At 71.9% G+C, this 15,391-nt stretch carries 14 protein-coding genes; 5 read left to right on the forward strand and 9 right to left on the reverse strand.

Annotated elements, in window-relative coordinates; all coding sequences use genetic code 11:
* Positions 1-226: 226 nt before the first annotated feature.
* The 3 genes from GNZ18_RS28785 to GNZ18_RS43310 all read left to right on the forward strand — a co-directional run bounded on the left by GNZ18_RS28785 (position 227) and on the right by GNZ18_RS43310 (position 1,848).
* On the forward strand, positions 227-1,087 hold the full coding sequence (locus tag GNZ18_RS28785) for a helix-turn-helix domain-containing protein (RefSeq protein WP_156219875.1): 861 nt from the start codon (positions 227-229) through the stop codon (positions 1,085-1,087).
* Between the two features lie 39 nt (positions 1,088-1,126).
* Positions 1,127-1,345: a DUF397 domain-containing protein gene (locus GNZ18_RS28790; protein WP_214618256.1), complete on the forward strand. Its 219-nt coding sequence runs from the start codon at positions 1,127-1,129 to the stop codon at positions 1,343-1,345.
* 284 nt (positions 1,346-1,629) lie between these two features.
* Complete coding sequence (locus GNZ18_RS43310) at positions 1,630-1,848, forward strand: DUF397 domain-containing protein (protein WP_156219713.1); 219 nt, start codon at positions 1,630-1,632, stop codon at positions 1,846-1,848.
* Positions 1,849-1,905: 57 nt separating this feature from the next.
* Here the strand turns inward: GNZ18_RS43310 and GNZ18_RS28800 are convergent, their stop codons facing one another.
* From GNZ18_RS28800 to glmS, 3 genes are all read right to left on the reverse strand, one after another.
* A complete protein-coding gene (locus GNZ18_RS28800) occupies positions 1,906-2,901 on the reverse strand; it encodes an ABC transporter permease (RefSeq protein WP_156219715.1) in 996 nt (331 codons plus the stop codon).
* Between the two features lie 7 nt (positions 2,902-2,908).
* A complete protein-coding gene (locus GNZ18_RS28805) occupies positions 2,909-3,871 on the reverse strand; it encodes an ABC transporter ATP-binding protein (protein WP_312874806.1) in 963 nt (320 codons plus the stop codon).
* A gap of 151 nt (positions 3,872-4,022) precedes the next feature.
* Positions 4,023-5,867: a glutamine--fructose-6-phosphate transaminase (isomerizing) gene (gene glmS, locus GNZ18_RS28810; RefSeq protein WP_156219717.1), complete on the reverse strand. Its 1,845-nt coding sequence runs from the start codon at positions 5,865-5,867 to the stop codon at positions 4,023-4,025.
* Between the two features lie 139 nt (positions 5,868-6,006).
* Between glmS and coaA the strand changes: the two genes are divergently transcribed.
* Both coaA and GNZ18_RS28820 read left to right on the forward strand, forming a co-directional pair.
* Positions 6,007-6,948, forward strand: coding sequence for a type I pantothenate kinase (coaA, locus tag GNZ18_RS28815; protein WP_156219719.1), 942 nt, complete (start codon positions 6,007-6,009; stop codon positions 6,946-6,948).
* Between the two features lie 92 nt (positions 6,949-7,040).
* Positions 7,041-9,206, forward strand: a complete 2,166-nt coding sequence (locus tag GNZ18_RS28820; RefSeq protein WP_156219721.1) for a DUF4132 domain-containing protein — start codon at positions 7,041-7,043, stop codon at positions 9,204-9,206.
* On the opposite strand, the gene GNZ18_RS28825 is transcribed toward GNZ18_RS28820, so the two are convergent.
* The 6 genes from GNZ18_RS28825 to GNZ18_RS28850 all read right to left on the reverse strand — a co-directional run bounded on the left by GNZ18_RS28825 (position 9,203) and on the right by GNZ18_RS28850 (position 15,336).
* Complete coding sequence (locus tag GNZ18_RS28825) at positions 9,203-10,831, reverse strand: DUF885 family protein (RefSeq protein WP_156219723.1); 1,629 nt, start codon at positions 10,829-10,831, stop codon at positions 9,203-9,205. The genes GNZ18_RS28820 and GNZ18_RS28825 overlap by 4 nt on opposite strands.
* An 11-nt stretch (positions 10,832-10,842) precedes the next feature.
* Positions 10,843-11,559 carry an ABC transporter permease gene (locus GNZ18_RS28830; protein WP_156219725.1) on the reverse strand — a complete coding sequence of 239 codons (717 nt, stop codon included), beginning with the start codon at positions 11,557-11,559 and terminating at the stop codon, positions 10,843-10,845.
* Entirely contained in the window at positions 11,556-12,467 is a 912-nt protein-coding gene (locus GNZ18_RS28835) for an ABC transporter ATP-binding protein (protein ID WP_214618249.1), read from the reverse strand. The genes GNZ18_RS28830 and GNZ18_RS28835 overlap by 4 nt, the downstream gene beginning before the upstream one ends.
* Entirely contained in the window at positions 12,464-13,342 is an 879-nt protein-coding gene (locus tag GNZ18_RS28840; RefSeq protein ID WP_156219727.1) for an ABC transporter permease, read from the reverse strand. Before GNZ18_RS28840 ends, GNZ18_RS28835 begins: the two co-directional genes overlap by 4 nt.
* On the reverse strand, positions 13,339-14,295 hold the full coding sequence (locus GNZ18_RS28845; RefSeq protein ID WP_156219729.1) for an ABC transporter ATP-binding protein: 957 nt from the start codon (positions 14,293-14,295) through the stop codon (positions 13,339-13,341). The genes GNZ18_RS28840 and GNZ18_RS28845 overlap by 4 nt, the downstream gene beginning before the upstream one ends.
* Positions 14,296-14,379: 84 nt before the next feature.
* Positions 14,380-15,336, reverse strand: a complete 957-nt coding sequence (locus GNZ18_RS28850) for a DUF389 domain-containing protein (protein ID WP_214618247.1) — start codon at positions 15,334-15,336, stop codon at positions 14,380-14,382.
* Positions 15,337-15,391: the final 55 nt, after the last annotated feature.

Below are 15,391 nucleotides of genomic sequence, written 5' to 3' on the forward strand. Positions count from 1 at the left end.
ACTCCGCCCGCCCCTCGCCACCTCCGGGCGATCACATACTTAGAGTGCCACGGGGACGCGCTCCGCAACCGTGTGAAATATGCGCTGCAAGTTACGACGTCATGTGCGCAAAATAATCTCCCGCCGTAGAATCATGGTCCATCGGTCCGATGTGTTCGCACTGCCGTGCCCCCGTGCGGCAGAATGCGGCCTGAACAGTCCGTCCAGGACTGGAGAGGCTCCGGCAATGAGCACTTCCCGAGGTCCCTCCGTCCGGCAACGTCGGCTCGCCGCCGAACTCCGCAGGCTGCGCGAACGCAGAAGCCTCACCGGGGACGAGGTGGCCGAGCGGCTCACCTGGTCGACCGCCAAGGTGAGCCGGATCGAGAACGCGCGGACCGGCGCGAAGATCAGTGACGTGCACCGCCTGCTCGACCTCTATGAGATCGACGGCTCGCGCAGGGCCGACCTCATCTCCCTCGCGCACGCCGCCGCCGAGCGGGACTGGTGGGAGGACTACCGCGACCTGCCGAGCCCGCTCGCGGACTTCATCGCGCTGGAGGCGGAGGCCACGGCCGTCCGGGAGTGGGGAAGCACCGTCTTCCCGGGGCTGCTGCAGACCGAGGCCTACGCCCGGCACGTGATCGGCGGGTGGAGCGCCCTCGCCACGCTGCCGCCCCAGGAGCTGGAGCGTCGGGTCGAGGTGCGGATGCGGCGCCAGGAACTCCTGCGCCGCGACCGCCCGCTGGAGCTCGCGGTGGTCATGGACGAGGCCGTTCTCTGCCGCCGGATCGGCGACCGGAAGGTCATGCGCGAGCAGCTTGAGCATCTTCTCCGGATGAGTGGGCTTCCGAACGTGACCGTGCAGATACTGCCACTCGACATCGCGCACTCGGTGTTGGCGGAAACGTTTATCCTGCTGGAATTCTCGCCGGTGCATGACATCACCTTTCCTGATATCGTGCACACCGAATCTCTGACAATCAGCCACTTTGCGGATGAGACCGTTACGTATATGTACAGGCTCGCCTATATGAATCTCGCTGGTCAGGCATGGGACGCCGCCGAGTCGAGGCGGCGCATCATCGAGGCCAGGGATGCCTGGTGACGGGCCGCGGAGTGGCCTTCACCATGTGAAAGGCACCTAGTGTCCCCTTTCGCCACTCCTGCTCCGCATTGGCGGAGAAGCGCCCACTGCGGGGCGAGCAACACGTGCGTCGAAGTGGCCGCACTGGCCGGTCCGTCCCTTTTCGTCGGGGCACGGGACGCGAAGCACGGAACGCAGAGCCCGGTTCTGTCATTCTCCCGGGGAGAGTGGCGGGACTTCGTCGGACGAGCCAAGAAGGGCGAATTCGACCTGGGCTGACGGCGCGCTGACGGCACGCCGATGGCATGAGAGGGCGGGCCCCGCGTCCCCGAGGGACGAGGCGGGGCCCGTGCCGAACGAACCGGGCCCGGAGGGGAGTGACACCCCCTCCGGGCCCGGTTCGCGGTCGGCTCATCCGAAACCCTCGTACTACCTCGCCGCTCCCGCCCCACCGGCCCCTCCCGCCCGCCCCTCCCCACCCGCGTCCGGTGATCTTGTTACCTTGTGCTCAGGCACCGGCAGCGCGGCCGCGGGCAGATGCAACTTTCAAGGCAGGAGCCGGAATGAGTTTCGATGCGACACCGCCCGCCCGATGGCGAAAGAGCGCCCGATGCGGCGCCAGCAATGGATGCGTCGAGGTCATGCGGCTGGACACCGGCATGATCTGTGTCCGCGACGGAACCCGCGCGGACGAGGAGGCCGCCGGCGTCCTGGAGTTCGCCGCCCCGGAATGGCGGCTTTTCGCCGCCCAGGCGAGGGGCGGCCGATTCGACCGGGCATGAGAATTGCGCACGGACTGAGATTCTCAATTCAATGGGGAATTGAGTGACGCGGCGTGTTCAGGCGATACGGACGCCTTTGGGGACGCGGTACAGCGGCGTCCGCAACCGGGACGCGCTGACCCATACGGCGCCCGCGCCGAGGACGAGGTCGAACGCCAGCCCGAACGGCCACACCGGCGGCCCGTCGGACCGCTCCGCATAGGAGGGGCGGTAATGGCCGTCGTCCAGGCGCAGCCGCCGCACGCCGCGGCTGATCGAGCCGAGCGGGTCGTTCGGCGGCGCCTCGTAGTAGTCCACGCGATGGCCCCCGGAGCCGGCGCCCTCGTCGATGATGATGCGGCGCTTGGGCAGGCTCGGCGCCGCGTCCGCGAGGATGACGACGGGGTTGGGCGCCAGCAGCCACCAGATCCGGTCGGTGCGGTCGTTGTCGTAGCCGTCAACCCCCTGCTCGGAGGTGATCGGGACCGCGATCGTGAACAGCAGCGGCGTCCCCACGATCAGCGCGAACACCGTCAGGTAGGACAGCAGCACCGAGGTGATGCTGCGCGCCAGCAGCGCCGACCAGCCCTGCGAGACCGCGCAGACGACGCCGATCAGCAGGGCGGTGACGAGCAGGACGGCCACGGCGCGCATCGGCCCGATCGCGCCCTCGGCGACCGGCCACAGCAGCGAGGGCACCGTGAGCAGCAGCACGACCAGGCCCGTCCCCCAGGACGCGGCGAGCTTGCCGAACGCGATGTCGCCGGGCGCGAGCGGGGTGACCTGGAGGGTGGCGAGCGTGCCGCGCTCGCGGTCGCCGTTGATCGACTGGGCGCTCAGCGCCGGGGTGATCAGCAGCGTGAGCACCAGCACCGCGAGCAGCACGCCGCCGAACATCGGCACGCCCGGGCTCCCGTAGCGGGACGTGGAGTCGGCCTCCAGCGCCAGCCGGAACAGCAGGGCCAGCCCGTTGACCACCGCGAACCAGACGGCGAGCAGCACCCGCCAGCGGCCCGTCCGCAGCCGGGTCCGAATCTCCTGCCGCGCCACCAGGGCGGCCCCGCGCGCCGTCATCCCGGCGTCACCTCCGGGTCTCGGTCATGGCGAGGTAGGCCGACTCCAGCGCGCTGCCCGCCGGGGCGAGGCCGGTGACCGGCACGCCCCGGGTGACGAGTGCGGCGAGCAGTCCGGCGGCCTCGGTCTCGGTGAGCGGTCCGACCTCGGCGCCGCCCGGCAGCTCGCGGACGGGCCCGAGCCCCGGATCGAGGCCGGGCAGGTCGTCGATCGCCATCGTCAGCGCCTCGGCGAGCCGCTCGCGGTCCAGCGAGCGTATCCGCCACCGGACGCGCGCGACGGCGGCCTCGGCGAGGTCGGCCATCGCGTGCTCGCCGACCGTCCGCCCGTGGTCGACCAGCACGACCCGGTCGGCGATCTCCTCCAGCTCGCTGAGGATGTGGCTGGAGACCAGCACCGCGACGCCGTCGGCCGCGAGCGAGCGCAGCAGGTCGCGCAGCTCGACGCGGGAGCGCGGGTCGAGGCCGGAGGCCGGCTCGTCCAGCAGCAGGACGCGGGGCCGGTGCACCAGCGCCCGCGCCACCCCGAGCCGCTGCTTCTGCCCCCGCGACAGCGCGTGGACGGGCTGGCCGGGCTGCTCGTCGAGGTGGACGAGGGTCAGCAGCGCCCTGATCCGGCGGGCCCGCGCCTCCTTCGCCAGCCCGTAGGCGTCGGCGAAGAACTCCAGGTACTCCTGGACGGTGAGCTGGTCGTACACGCCGAAGGTGTCCGGCATCCAGCCGAGCGCCCGGCGTGCCGCGCCGGGATCGGCGCGGACGTCGTGCCCCGCGACCCGCACCCGGCCCTCGCCCGGCCGCAGCAGTGTCGCGAGGATGAGCAGCAGCGTCGTCTTGCCGGCGCCGTTCGGCCCGACCAGTGCGGTGACCTGACCGTAGGGAACGGTGAGGTCGAGTCCGCGCAGCGCTTGCACCGGGCCGAAGCGCCGCGACACGCCGCGCGCCTCGATCCCGAGTCCTTCCGGGGCTCCCACAAGCCCACCTCCCGACACGCCGGGGTCTTCCCATGCGACGTGCCGGGACGGCGCACGGTTCCCGGCGACGTGTCGTTCCCGTCCCTCAACGCCCGGTCGGTACGCTCGGTGACCGTCTCTGTCCGGCGGTGATCGTCGGCGGTGATCGCTCCTACTCGACCGTCACGGACTTGGCGAGGTTGCGCGGCTGGTCGACGTCATGGCCCTTCGCGGTCGCCAGCTCGCACGCGAACACCTGGAGGGGCACGGTCGTGACCAGCGGCTGGAGCAGCGTCGGCACGGCCGGGACGCCGATCAGCGTGTCCGCGTACGGCTCGACCGACCGGTCGCCCTCCTCGGCGATCACGATCGTCCGGGCGCCGCGGGCGCGGATCTCCTGGATGTTGGAGACGATCTTGTCGTGCAGCACGTCCCGGGCCCGGGGCGGGACGATCACCACGACCGGCAGCCCCTGCTCGATCAGCGCGATCGGGCCGTGCTTCAGCTCGCCCGCCGCGAAGCCCTCGGCGTGCATGTAGGCCAGCTCCTTGAGCTTCAGCGCGCCTTCGAGCGCGACCGGGAAGCCCACGTGGCGGCCGAGGAACAGCACGCACCGCTCCCCCGCCAGCGACCGGGCCAGCTCCCGGACCGGCTCCATGGTCTCCAGGACCTTCTCCACCTTCTCCGGCATCCGCTCCAGGAGCTGCACCATGGCGAACACCTCGTCGCCCCACTTGGTGCCCCGCACCTGCGCGATGTAGAGCGCGATCAGGTAGACGGCGACGAGCTGGGTCAGGAACGCCTTGGTGGAGGCGACCGCGATCTCGGGCCCCGCGTGCGTGTACAGGACGCCGTCGCACTCGCGCGGCAGCGTCGAGCCGTTGACGTTGCAGATGCCGAGCAGCTTGGCCTTCTGCTCGCGGGCGTGCCGGACGGCCATCAGCGCGTCCATCGTCTCGCCGGACTGGGAGATCGCGATGACCAGCGTCGTCGGCGACAAGATCGCGTCGCGGTAGCGGAACTCGCTGGCCAGCTCCACCTCGCAGGGCAGCCCGGCCCAGTGCTCGATCGCGTACTTGGCGATCAGCCCGGCGTGGAAGGACGTCCCGCAGGCCACGATGATGATCTTGTCGACCTCGCGCAGCTCCTGGTCGGAGATGCGCATCTCGTCCAGCGTGAGCCGCCCGTCGGCGCCGATCCGGCCGAGCAGGGTGTCGGCGACCGCGCGCGGCTGCTCGGCGATCTCCTTGAGCATGAAGTAGTCGTGGCCGTCCTTCTCGGCGGCCGACACGTCCCAGTCGACGTGGTACTCCTTCACCTCGGCGGGGCGGCCGTCGAAGCCGGTGACCGTGACCCCGCCGGGGCGCAGCTCGACGATCTGGTCCTGGCCGAGCTCGATCGCGTCGCGGGTGTGGGCGATGAACGCGGCGACGTCGCTGGCGAGGAAGTTCTCCCCGTCGCCGACGCCGACGACCAGCGGCGAGTTGCGGCGCGCGCCCACCACGAGGTCGGGGTCGCCGGTGTGCACGGCGACCAGCGTGAACGCGCCCTCCAGGCGGCGGCACACCCGCCGCATCGCCGCGGCGAGGCCGCCGCCGGCCTTCAGCTCGTCCTCCAGCAGGTGGGCGACGGCCTCGGTGTCGGTGTCGGAGCCGAGCTTGTGCCCGGCCTCCTCCAGCTCGCCGCGCAGCGCCGCGAAGTTCTCGATGATCCCGTTGTGGATCACCGCGACGGAGCCGGTGCAGTCGACGTGCGGGTGGGCGTTGCGGTCGTTGGGCGCGCCGTGCGTCGCCCACCGCGTGTGGCCCATGCCGAGCGTCCCGGCGGGGAGCGGCTCGTCCTCCAGCGCCCCGCGCAGGTTCACGAGCTTGCCCGCGCGCTTGGCCGTCGCCAGCCCCCCCTCGGCGAGGACGGCGATCCCGGCCGAGTCGTAGCCGCGGTACTCCAACCGCGCCAGGCCCTCGATCACGACGTCGAGCGCGGGCCTGCCGCCCACGTAACCCACGATTCCGCACATGACGGCAAGCCTATGCAATGCCGCCGCCCCGCCCCACCAGCACGTCACCGAAAGATGTGGCGCTACCGTGTACGGACGGTGAAGAGGCGGGCGGCCAAAACCGGGAAGCCCGGCTGGGTGGATGGTTACTGTTCGACCCATGACGAGCGGATGGGACAGCGTGCCGAGCCCTTATGTGGAACTCTCCCGCGACGCCTGGCGCGCGCTGCGCGAGAACACCCCGCTGCCGCTCACTCCCGGTGAGCTGGACGCGCTGCGGGGCCTGCGCGACCCGATCGACATCACCGAGGTCGAGGAGGTCTACCTGCCGCTCTCCCGGCTGCTGAACCTGTTCTTCCTCTCGGACGGGCGGCTGCGCGACACCGTCAGCGGGTTCCTCGGCGGCGAGGTTCAACCGACGCCGTTCATCCTCGGCGTGGCGGGCAGCGTCGCGGTCGGCAAGTCCACCACGTCCCGGCTGCTGCGGACGCTGCTGGCGCGCTGGCCCGAGCATCCGAGCGTGGAGTTGGTCACCACCGACAGCTTCCTCTACCCCAACGCCGTGCTCACCGAGCGCGGGATGATGGACCGGAAGGGCTTCCCGGAGTCCTATGACCGGCGCGCCCTCGTGCGGTTCGTGTCGGCGATCAAGGCGGGGGCGGAGGAGCACGCGATCCCCGTCTACTCGCACCTGGAGTACGACATCGTCCCGGGCGCGACGCAGACCGTCCGGCGGCCCGACATCCTGATCGTCGAGGGCCTGAACGTGCTCCAGGCCCCGCCCGCCGGCCAGCTCGGCGTGTCGGACTTCTTCGACTTCTCGATCTACGTGGACGCGCGGGTCGAGGACATCCGGCAGTGGTACGTCGACCGGCTGTTCGCGCTGCGCCGCACCGCCTTCACCGACCCCCGCTCCTACTTCCACAAGTACGCCCACGAGCTCGACGAGGACGAGACCGCCGCGTTCGCCCAGCGGGTCTGGCGGGACGTCAACGAGATCAACCTCGTCTCCAACATCCTGCCGACGCGGGCGCGGGCCACGCTCGTCCTGCACAAGGACCGGGAGCACGCCGTCCAGCGCGTCCGGCTGCGCCGCATCTGAGGGGTCTGACAGGCTTTCCAGGGAACCGTCCCGTCCGTCCGCGAGTCGAACCCGCGATCACGAGGCCGGGCCGTCCCAGGGAAACAGGAGAGATGTCGCACACACCCCCCGAAGCGCCGCTGGAGTCCGTGCCGCCGCTGCTGGTGGAGCCGCCCTGGTCCGAGGGGGCGCCGCGCGACACCGAGCCGGTCGTCCTCAAGGGCCTGAAGGCTCCCCGGGTCGCGACCACGGTGCACTGGGCGCCGGGCCAGCGGGAGGAGTGGCTCGCGAAGGGCCGCGCCGACTACCCGCCGCTGGGCGACACCGACTGGGACGCCGCCGCCGCGTCGTTCGCCGACGGAACGATCCAGCAAGGCGAGCGCCTCCGCCGCCGCCAGTCGGCCTTCGACATCCTCCTGCACGGCCCCGAGGAGCACGGCCGCGCCCTGCTCGCCGACGAGCGCTACCACGCCGACCTCTCCGGGACGTTCGCGCTGCGCGGCATCGTCGCCCGCTACGAGCTGGACGCGCTGCCCCTCGTCCTCCACCAGGACAACCTCTGGGCGCTGTACCCCTTCTTCGACGCCCACATCGCCCAGCTCTGCCTCAAGCACAAGGACAACTCCTACAGCCACCCGGCGAAGGACTGGTTCGTCCAGCACGGCCCGGCCGCGATCGCGCTGATCGTCCCGGACCTGGTGCGCCGCCCCGGGCCCAAGCGCGAGCGGGCCGAGGTCCACGTCCGCTCCGTCGCGGACGCGCACGGGGGCGAGGCGGTGCTGGAGGCCGTCCGCCCCTACGGCGAGGAGGTGGTGCGGGCGGTCGCGTCGCTCGGCATCGACCCGCTCGACCGGTACCCGAGCCCGCTGCCGGAGATCGGCTTCGACGTGGCCGCGCTGCCGCCCGTCCTGCTGGCGGGACGGGAGTCCGCGCTGCCGGAGGCCGCCGTCCGGAACCTGGTCACGATGTTCCTGATCTCGACGCCCGAGAAGCCGTACGCGGGCGTCGAGCGGGTCGTGAAAGCCTGCGATCCCGAGTCGCTGGCCGAGTTCGCCTGGGCCCTCTACGAGGCCGACGACACCCGCCCGCGCTGGACGTCGCCCGGCGTCGAGTACGCGCTGCGCCTCCTCGGCGACGACCGGACCGCCGCGCGGCTCGGCCCGATCGTCGCGCGCTGGGACAAGGGCACGTCCTGGTACAACGGCGGCTCGTCCGCGCTGGGCGTGTTCACCTCGATCGGCACCGACGGCGCGCTCCGCCAGCTCCACCGGCTCGCGCAGAAGGCGAAGGACCAGCGGCGGATCCGCCGCCACAGCCAGTCGCTGATCGACGGCATCGCCCAGAGGCGCGGCCTGGACGCCGAGCAGCTCGCCGACCTGCTCGTCCCCGACCTCGGCCTGGACGCCTCCGGCGGTCTCACGCTCGACTACGGCCCCCGCCGCTTCACGGTCGGGTTCGACGAGCACCTCAAGCCGTTCGTCGCGGGCGAGGACGGCAAGCGCCGCAAGACCCTCCCCAAGCCCGGTGTGAGGGACGACGCCGCCCTCGCCCCGGCCGCCCACCAGCGCTTCACCGAGCTGAAGAAGGAGGCCAGGACCGTCGCCGCCGAGCAGATCAAGCGGCTCGAAGCGGCGATGGTGAAGGGCCGCCGGTGGACGCCCGAGGAGTTCCGGGCCCTGTTCCTGGCCCATCCCCTGATGTGGCACATCGCACGGCGCCTCGTCTGGAGGTCGGGCGAGGTCGAGTTCCGGGTCGCCGAGGACCGCAGCCTCGCCGACGTCCGCGACGACGCGGTCGAGATCTCCGCGCCCGTCGAGCTGCCGCACCCGCTGCGCCTCACCGCCCCGGACGCCTGGGCGGAGGTGTTCGCCGACTACGAGATCCTCCAGCCGTTCCCGCAGCTCGGACGCCCCGTCCACGCCCTCACCGCCAAGGAGCGGGACGCGGCGCGGCTGGAGCGGTTCGAGGGCGCGAGCGTCCACTTCGGCGCGATCCTCGGCCTTGTCGACCGGGGCTGGAAGCTGGGCCCGAAGGAGACCGGCGGCTTCCACCGCCACGTCTCGCGGGAACTCGCCGAGAACAGCCATCTGGTGATCGAACTGGACCCGGGCGTCCGCGCCGTCGCCCCGGACGAGTACGCCGAGCAGGAACTCCGGGTGGTCGCGCTCGCCAGAACGTCCTACGGCCAGGGCGAGCGCCTCCTCGCAGACCTGGACGAGGTCACCGCCTCCGAGCTGCTGGCGGAGCTGACCCGCCTCACCGGAGCGCCCGGCAGCTAGCCCATGGCCTCGGCGGTGTCCAGTTCGGTGCGGTCGCCCAGCAGTTCCCAGCGGAGCAGGGAGAGGGGGACGTTGCCGTTGCTCCACAGCCGGTCGTGGACGGTCCGCAGGGCGAAGGCGTCGCCCTGGCGGCGGTGCGCGTCGTTGATCAGGCGGAGTAGCTGGGTCTTGCCGATCTGGTAGGTCAGCGCGCGCAGCGGGGTCTCGGCCAGGTCGGCGGCCGAGCCCTCGACCTGCTCGACCTCGCCCTCCGCCTCGAACGAACCGAAGCGTTCGCGCTGCCAGACCTCCACCTCCGGCAGCGTGAACTCGCCGACGGCGAGCCGCACGTCGGCCTCGACCCGCTGGGCGCGGATCGCCATCATGTCCAGCGCGGTCCGCCGCAGGAACGGGTCGGCGTCGAACAGGCCCGCGCGCAGTACGAGTTCCTCGTGGTAGAACGCGATGCCCTCCACGGGCCCGGAGTCGTAGAAGAACCGGCGGAGCGGGTCGGGGTGGTGCCAGGACCGCGCGAGCTGGTCGGCGTGCACGCCCTCGTGGAACAGCGCCACCATCGGGTCGATCGCCTGGAGCCGGTCGTAGCCACCGAGCGCCGGGCCGGGCTCCTCGATGTAGCGGAACGCGTTCGCCGACGGACGCGACGGGCCCGTCACGTCGTGCGGCACGCCGAGGTGCTGGAGCGGCGCCAGGTAGCCGGGCATCGGCGCGAACAGGTAGCGGCCCACGTCCCCGGCCGGGGAGAGCAGGCCCTGCTCGTCGAGGAAGCGGGTGAGGCGCCGGTGGGCGTCGGCCTCGCGGGCGATCTGCGTGGACCGGTCGGGGAGGACGGGCGGGTCCTCGCCGCCCCGGTTGCGCTCGACCAGCTCCAGCCAGCGTGCCCGCTCGGCCTCCAGCCGGGAGACGGCGACCATCTCCTCGGGGGTGAACGGGGTGAGCGCGACGGCGCCGAGGAAGTGGCGCGCCGCGTCCGGGCCGGGCGACCGGTAGGGGCCCATGGACGGGCGCCGCGTCCGCAGCCATTCGCGGTAGTCGCCGAGGGCGGCCGCGGCGTCCGTCAGGGCGCCGCGCATGCGGTCGGCGTGCGGGGCGGGCAGCAGCGGGACGAGATGCTCGGCGACCTCCGCGAACTGGCCGCCGATGGGGTCGAGCTGGCGGATCGTGAAGTCGGCCAGCTCGGCGGCGGGCGCGTCGAGGTTGGCACGCGCGTGCTCCAGCGTCCGGGGGATGGACGCGGCCTTGGCGACCAGGTCGGCGGCGCGCCCTTCCCCGAACGGCGGCGGGGCCAGCAGCGCCTCGAACAGCACGCCGACCGACTGGTCGACGTAGAAGCGCGGGTTCGTCCGCCACAGCGGGTAGCGCTCCAGCTCCCAGCGGGCGCGCGCGAGCACCGACCCGAGCAGGTACCAGTCGACCTGGGCCGGGACGGGCGCGTCGCCGTCCCGCAGGCCCCGCCGGCGGCGCTCGAACCCGGCGAGCGCGTCGAGGCTCGCCTCCATCGCCGCCGCGGAGAAGTCCGGCACCCACCCGGCGGGACGCTCCAGGCGGTCGATGTCGTCGCCGGTCTGCGGTCGCCTGGCGGCGCGCCATGCCCAGATTTCGAGGCCCAGGCCGGTCAGGGCGTCCATGGCGGCTCCTTCTACTCGGCGTGGGCCACGGAGAGGGAGCGGAGGCGGTAGGCGGCCAGCAGGGTGCCTCCCAGGCTGACGACGATCAGCAGCGGGACCGCGACCGCGAGGTCCACCGTGGACTTGACCGGCGTCGCCGAGGTCATCGCGTCGGTCACCGACAGCGCCCACTGCTGGATCGACGCCGACTTCGCGCCCGGGGCGAAGTTGCCGAGCAGGCTCTCCCAGACCAGCGCGTACAGCAGGCCGATCGTGACGGCGTTGCGGCTGGCGACCGCGAGCGCCACGAACACGGCGCTGTAGGTGACGCCGCCGACCAGGACGCCGGCCGTGAAGGCGGGCGCCATCCCGGCCGTCGAGCCGGTGAGGACCATGCCCGCGAGCAGCGTCGGCACCACCGCGAACACCGCGACCAGCACGATCGCGACCGCCAGCTTGGTGAGCACGACGACCTGCCGGGGGATCGGCTTGGTCAGCACGTACATGATCTGCCCGTCGTCGATCTCCGGGCCGATCACGCCGGTGCCCGCGATCAGCGCGAGCAGCGGCAGCAGCGTCGCGAGCCCGAACTTCTGCAGGACGTCGGCGGAGATGTCCAGGTCGTTGTTGCCGGTGTAGCGCAGGACCGCCGCGAGGACGAGCAGCACCAGCGGCAGCGCGAGCAGCAGCAGCGCGCGGCGCCGGCCGAGCATCGCCCGGAACGTGATCATGGCAATGGTGCTGTTCATCGGGCCACCAGGTAGGAGAAGACGCTTTCCAGGGACTCGTCGGCCGGGGAGACCTCCCACAGCCGGACGCCCGCGTCCCGCGAGACCTGCGGGAGCAGCCAGGTGAACCGCTGGAAGTCGACGGCCTCGACCTGGAGCCCCTTGTCGGTGAGCTGGACGCTGCGCGCCGAGCCGTCCGCGATGATCGCGGCGGCGAGCCGCCGGTCGTCGGAGGAGCGCACGAGGAAGATGTGCGGCCGGTCGGTCATCAGCCGGCGGATCTTGCGGAAGTCCCCGGACGCGGCGTGCCGCCCGGCGACGATCACCTCGATGTGGCTGGCGAGCCGCTCGACCTCCTCCAGGATGTGCGAGCTGAACAGGATCGTGCGGCCCTCCTCGGCCATCCGGCGGATGAGGTCCATCAGCTGGAGCCGCTGCCGGGGGTCCATGCCGTTGAACGGCTCGTCCAGCAGCAGGACGGGCGGGTCGTGCACGAGCGCCGAGGCCATCTTGATGCGCTGCTTCATGCCCTTGGAGTAGTTGCCGATCGTCCGGTCGGCGGCGTAGTCCATCTCGACCTGGCCGATGGCGCGGCTCGCGGCGGCGGCCGGGTCGCGCAGCTTGTGCAGCTTGGCCATCGCCAGGATGAACTGGCGGCCGGTGAGGAAGTCGTAGGCGGCCTCCCGCTCCGGGACGAGCCCGAGGCTGCGGTAGATGCCCGGGTTCTGCCAGATCGGGGCGCCGTCGAGCGTGACGGTCCCGGACGAGGGCGCGAGGAACCCGCCCATCATGTGGATCAGCGTGGACTTCCCCGCGCCGTTCGGGCCGAGCAGCCCGGTGACGCCGGGTCCGACCGTCATCGAGACGCCGTTGACGGCGACGACGTTGCCGTACCAGCGCGACACCGCGTCCAGTCGCAGTTCGCTCACGACAGGCCAGCCTTCCGGAACCGGCGGTACAGGACCGCGACCGAGCCGAACACGATGGCGGCGCACATGGCGAGCGCGACCACGCCGCCCTTCAGACCGGGCGCCACCTGCACCGAGGACTTCTCCGCGTTGAGCAGCCTGACCTGCACGGTGTCGACCAGGTTGAACGGGGCGAACAGCCCGGCCCAGCCCGAGAGCGTGAAGTTGGTCTCGCTCTCGGCGATGCCCTGGACGACCAGCACGAGCGTGCTGCTCAGCATGAACACGGCGATCACGGCGGCGACGCCGAAGCCGCGCCGGGGCGTGAACGCCGCGACGACCATCCCGATCGCGGCGAGGACGAGCGCGAACAGCGCGCAGCCGACCAGCGCGGCGAGGTAGCGGCCGAGCTGGTCGGCCGAGTGCGGCACCTTCGTCACGAGGCCGCCGACGTACAGGACCGTGACGGGCACCGCGATGAGCGCGAACAGCGCGCTGGTCATCGCCGCGATCTTCGCCAGCACGAAGTCGAGGTGGCCGACCGGCCGGGAGAAGTACAGCGGGACGACGTGGAAGCGCAGCTCCCGCGAGGCCAGCACCGGCGCCTGCGTCGCCAGGAAGATCGCGATGATCACCTGGAGCGTCGGGGCGTAGGAGGAGTAGCGCATCAGCACGTCCTCCTCCTTGGTGACGGCGAACACCGCGACCGAGCCGGCGGCGGGCAGCATCATGATCGCCGCGAGGATGAACGGCATCACCTTGGCGCGGGCGGGGCGGCCGAGGCCGAACGCGGCGCGCAGGCTGTGCACGTACAGGGAGCGCAGCACGTAGGCGCGGCCGTTGCGGCGGCCGTCGTAGTGCCGGTAGCCGATGTCGTGGATCGTGCTGGTGCTCATCGCGGCGCTCCCTGCGGGAGGTTCGGGACGTTCGCGCCGGGCGGACCAGGCGCGGCGGGCGTCTCCTGGAAGACCTCTTCGATGTGGTGGCGGCGCTGCTCCATCCGGATCAGCCGCAACCCGAGTTCCGCGACGCCGTCGCGGACGAGGTCGTAGGTGCTCTCCCCCGCGATGTCGACGACGAGGAACCGGCCCTCGGCGCGGACGGCGGCGCCGTGCTCGTGCAGGACGCGGTGCAGGGCGTCGCGTCCCTCGTCGACCTCGACGGTGAGGACGCCGCTCTCGGTCGTGTACGCCTCGACGGCCTGGGAGCGCAGCAGCCTCCCGCCGTCGATGATGACGACGTGGTCGCAGACGCGCTCCAACTCGCCCAGCAGGTGCGAGGTGACCAGGACGCTGATGCCGAACTCGGCGCCGATGCGGCGGATCAGGTCGAGCATCTCGTCGCGCCCGGCCGGGTCGAGGCCGTTGGTGGGCTCGTCCAGGAACACGAGCTTCGGGTCGTGGACGAGCGCCTGCGCGAGCTTCACCCGCTGCCGCATGCCGGTGGAGTAGCCGCCGATCGGGCGGTAGCGCTCCTCGTACAGCCCGACGTGGCGGAGGGTGTCGGCGGCGCGCTCGCGGGCGGCGGTCGGCGGCAGCCCGCACATCCGCGCCATGTGCACGACGAACTCGGTGGCGGACACGTCCGGCGGGAGGCACTCGTACTCGGGCATGAACCCGACGCTCTCGCGGATCTTGACGCCCTCGCGGGCGATGTCCATGCCCAGCACCGAGGCGGTGCCGGTGCTCGGCGGCAGCAGGCCGAGGAGGATCTTGATGAGCGTCGACTTGCCGGCGCCGTTGGCGCCCACGAGCCCGACGACCCCGGGTTCGACGGCCACGGAGAGGTCGTCCAGGGCGGTCACCCGGGGGAACCTCATCGTCAGCCCCTGGGTGGCGATGATCGGCATACCCCGAACCTAGCGCCTGGCCCGCCGGCGCACGTCACCCTTAGGTGCTACGCGGTACGGCCGAAGGTCCGACATGCGGTCGACCTAGGTTCCCCTGCCGGCGGGAGCCCGCCCCTTCCTGTGGAGCACGAGCCTCCACATCAGGCGCTGGAGGAGCAGCGTCGCCGTCCCGGCGATGATCATGCCCGCGAAGTTGACGCCGAGTTGCAGCAGCGACCCGTCGATCTCGCTGCCGTGCCGGAGCGCGAGCGCGACCGCGAGGTTCCCGGCGGCGGGCACGGTCGTCACCGAGATGAACACCCCGACCAGCGCGGAGGACTTGCCCGCGGTGAGCGAGAGCACCCCGGCGGCGCCCGCGAGCAGCGCGACGATGAACGACCAGCGGTCGGGGCTGTAGATGAACGCGGTGAGGGGGCGGTCGTCCGGCAGCCGGGACGTCTCGATCACCCCGGTCCACCGGCTCACGACCGCGCACGCGTAGGTGATCGCGATCGCCACCGCGAACCCGACGATCAGGGCGCGCAGCGCCTCGACGATCCGCCACGGCTGCCGCCGCGTCAGCCCGTAGCAGATCGCCGCGACCGCGCCGAACTCCGGGCCGAGCACCATCGCGCCGACCACCAGCACCGGTGAGTCGATCAGCGCCGCGATCGCGGCCAGCTGGGTCGCCAGCGCGAGGAAGGCCACGAACGACCAGGTCAGCGCCGTCCCCTCGCTGACCTGCCGGTCGAGTTCCTCCCACACGACGGCGTCGTCGCCGTGGCCGGGGGCGCGCTCCTCGGCGCGCTCGGCCGCGTCCGACAGCGACAGGTCGATCTTCTCGATGCTGATCGAGCCGTCCCGTTCCAGGTCGAGGGCCTGGAGGGCGGCGAGCACCTCGTTGGCGGACTCGCGGGCGATGTCGCTCAGCACGAGGTCGCCGCTGGGGGAGCGCGCCGCGCCGGGGATCACGACGATGTTGGTGGCTCCGGCGCAGTCGGCGAGCGCCTCGCAGGCGTCGTCGGTGCGATCCGCCGGGACGATCGCTCTGAGGTGCAGCACGCGGTCCATCGTGCCGTAAACGCGCCACCGCTGGTCGTACAGTGTGATCGTTTAT

The organism is Actinomadura litoris (assembly GCF_009733595.1).
GTDB classification, from domain to species: Bacteria; Actinomycetota; Actinomycetes; order Streptosporangiales; family Streptosporangiaceae; genus Spirillospora; species Spirillospora litoris.

Bases quoted from the DNA above. Each gene is read 5' to 3' on its own strand.
- GNZ18_RS43310 (WP_156219713.1), top strand. From the start codon at position 1,630: ATGAGTTTCGATGCGACACCGCCCGCCCGATGGCGAAAGAGCGCCCGA.
- GNZ18_RS28825 (WP_156219723.1), bottom strand. From the start codon at position 10,831: ATGGACGCCCTGACCGGCCTGGGCCTCGAAATCTGGGCATGGCGCGCC.
- GNZ18_RS28820 (WP_156219721.1), top strand. From the start codon at position 7,041: ATGTCGCACACACCCCCCGAAGCGCCGCTGGAGTCCGTGCCGCCGCTG.
- GNZ18_RS28800 (WP_156219715.1), bottom strand. From the start codon at position 2,901: ATGACGGCGCGCGGGGCCGCCCTGGTGGCGCGGCAGGAGATTCGGACC.
- glmS (WP_156219717.1), bottom strand. From the start codon at position 5,867: ATGTGCGGAATCGTGGGTTACGTGGGCGGCAGGCCCGCGCTCGACGTC.
- coaA (WP_156219719.1), top strand. From the start codon at position 6,007: ATGACGAGCGGATGGGACAGCGTGCCGAGCCCTTATGTGGAACTCTCC.
- GNZ18_RS28840 (WP_156219727.1), bottom strand. From the start codon at position 13,342: ATGAGCACCAGCACGATCCACGACATCGGCTACCGGCACTACGACGGC.
- GNZ18_RS28845 (WP_156219729.1), bottom strand. From the start codon at position 14,295: ATGCCGATCATCGCCACCCAGGGGCTGACGATGAGGTTCCCCCGGGTG.
- GNZ18_RS28830 (WP_156219725.1), bottom strand. From the start codon at position 11,559: ATGAACAGCACCATTGCCATGATCACGTTCCGGGCGATGCTCGGCCGG.
- GNZ18_RS28785 (WP_156219875.1), top strand. From the start codon at position 227: ATGAGCACTTCCCGAGGTCCCTCCGTCCGGCAACGTCGGCTCGCCGCC.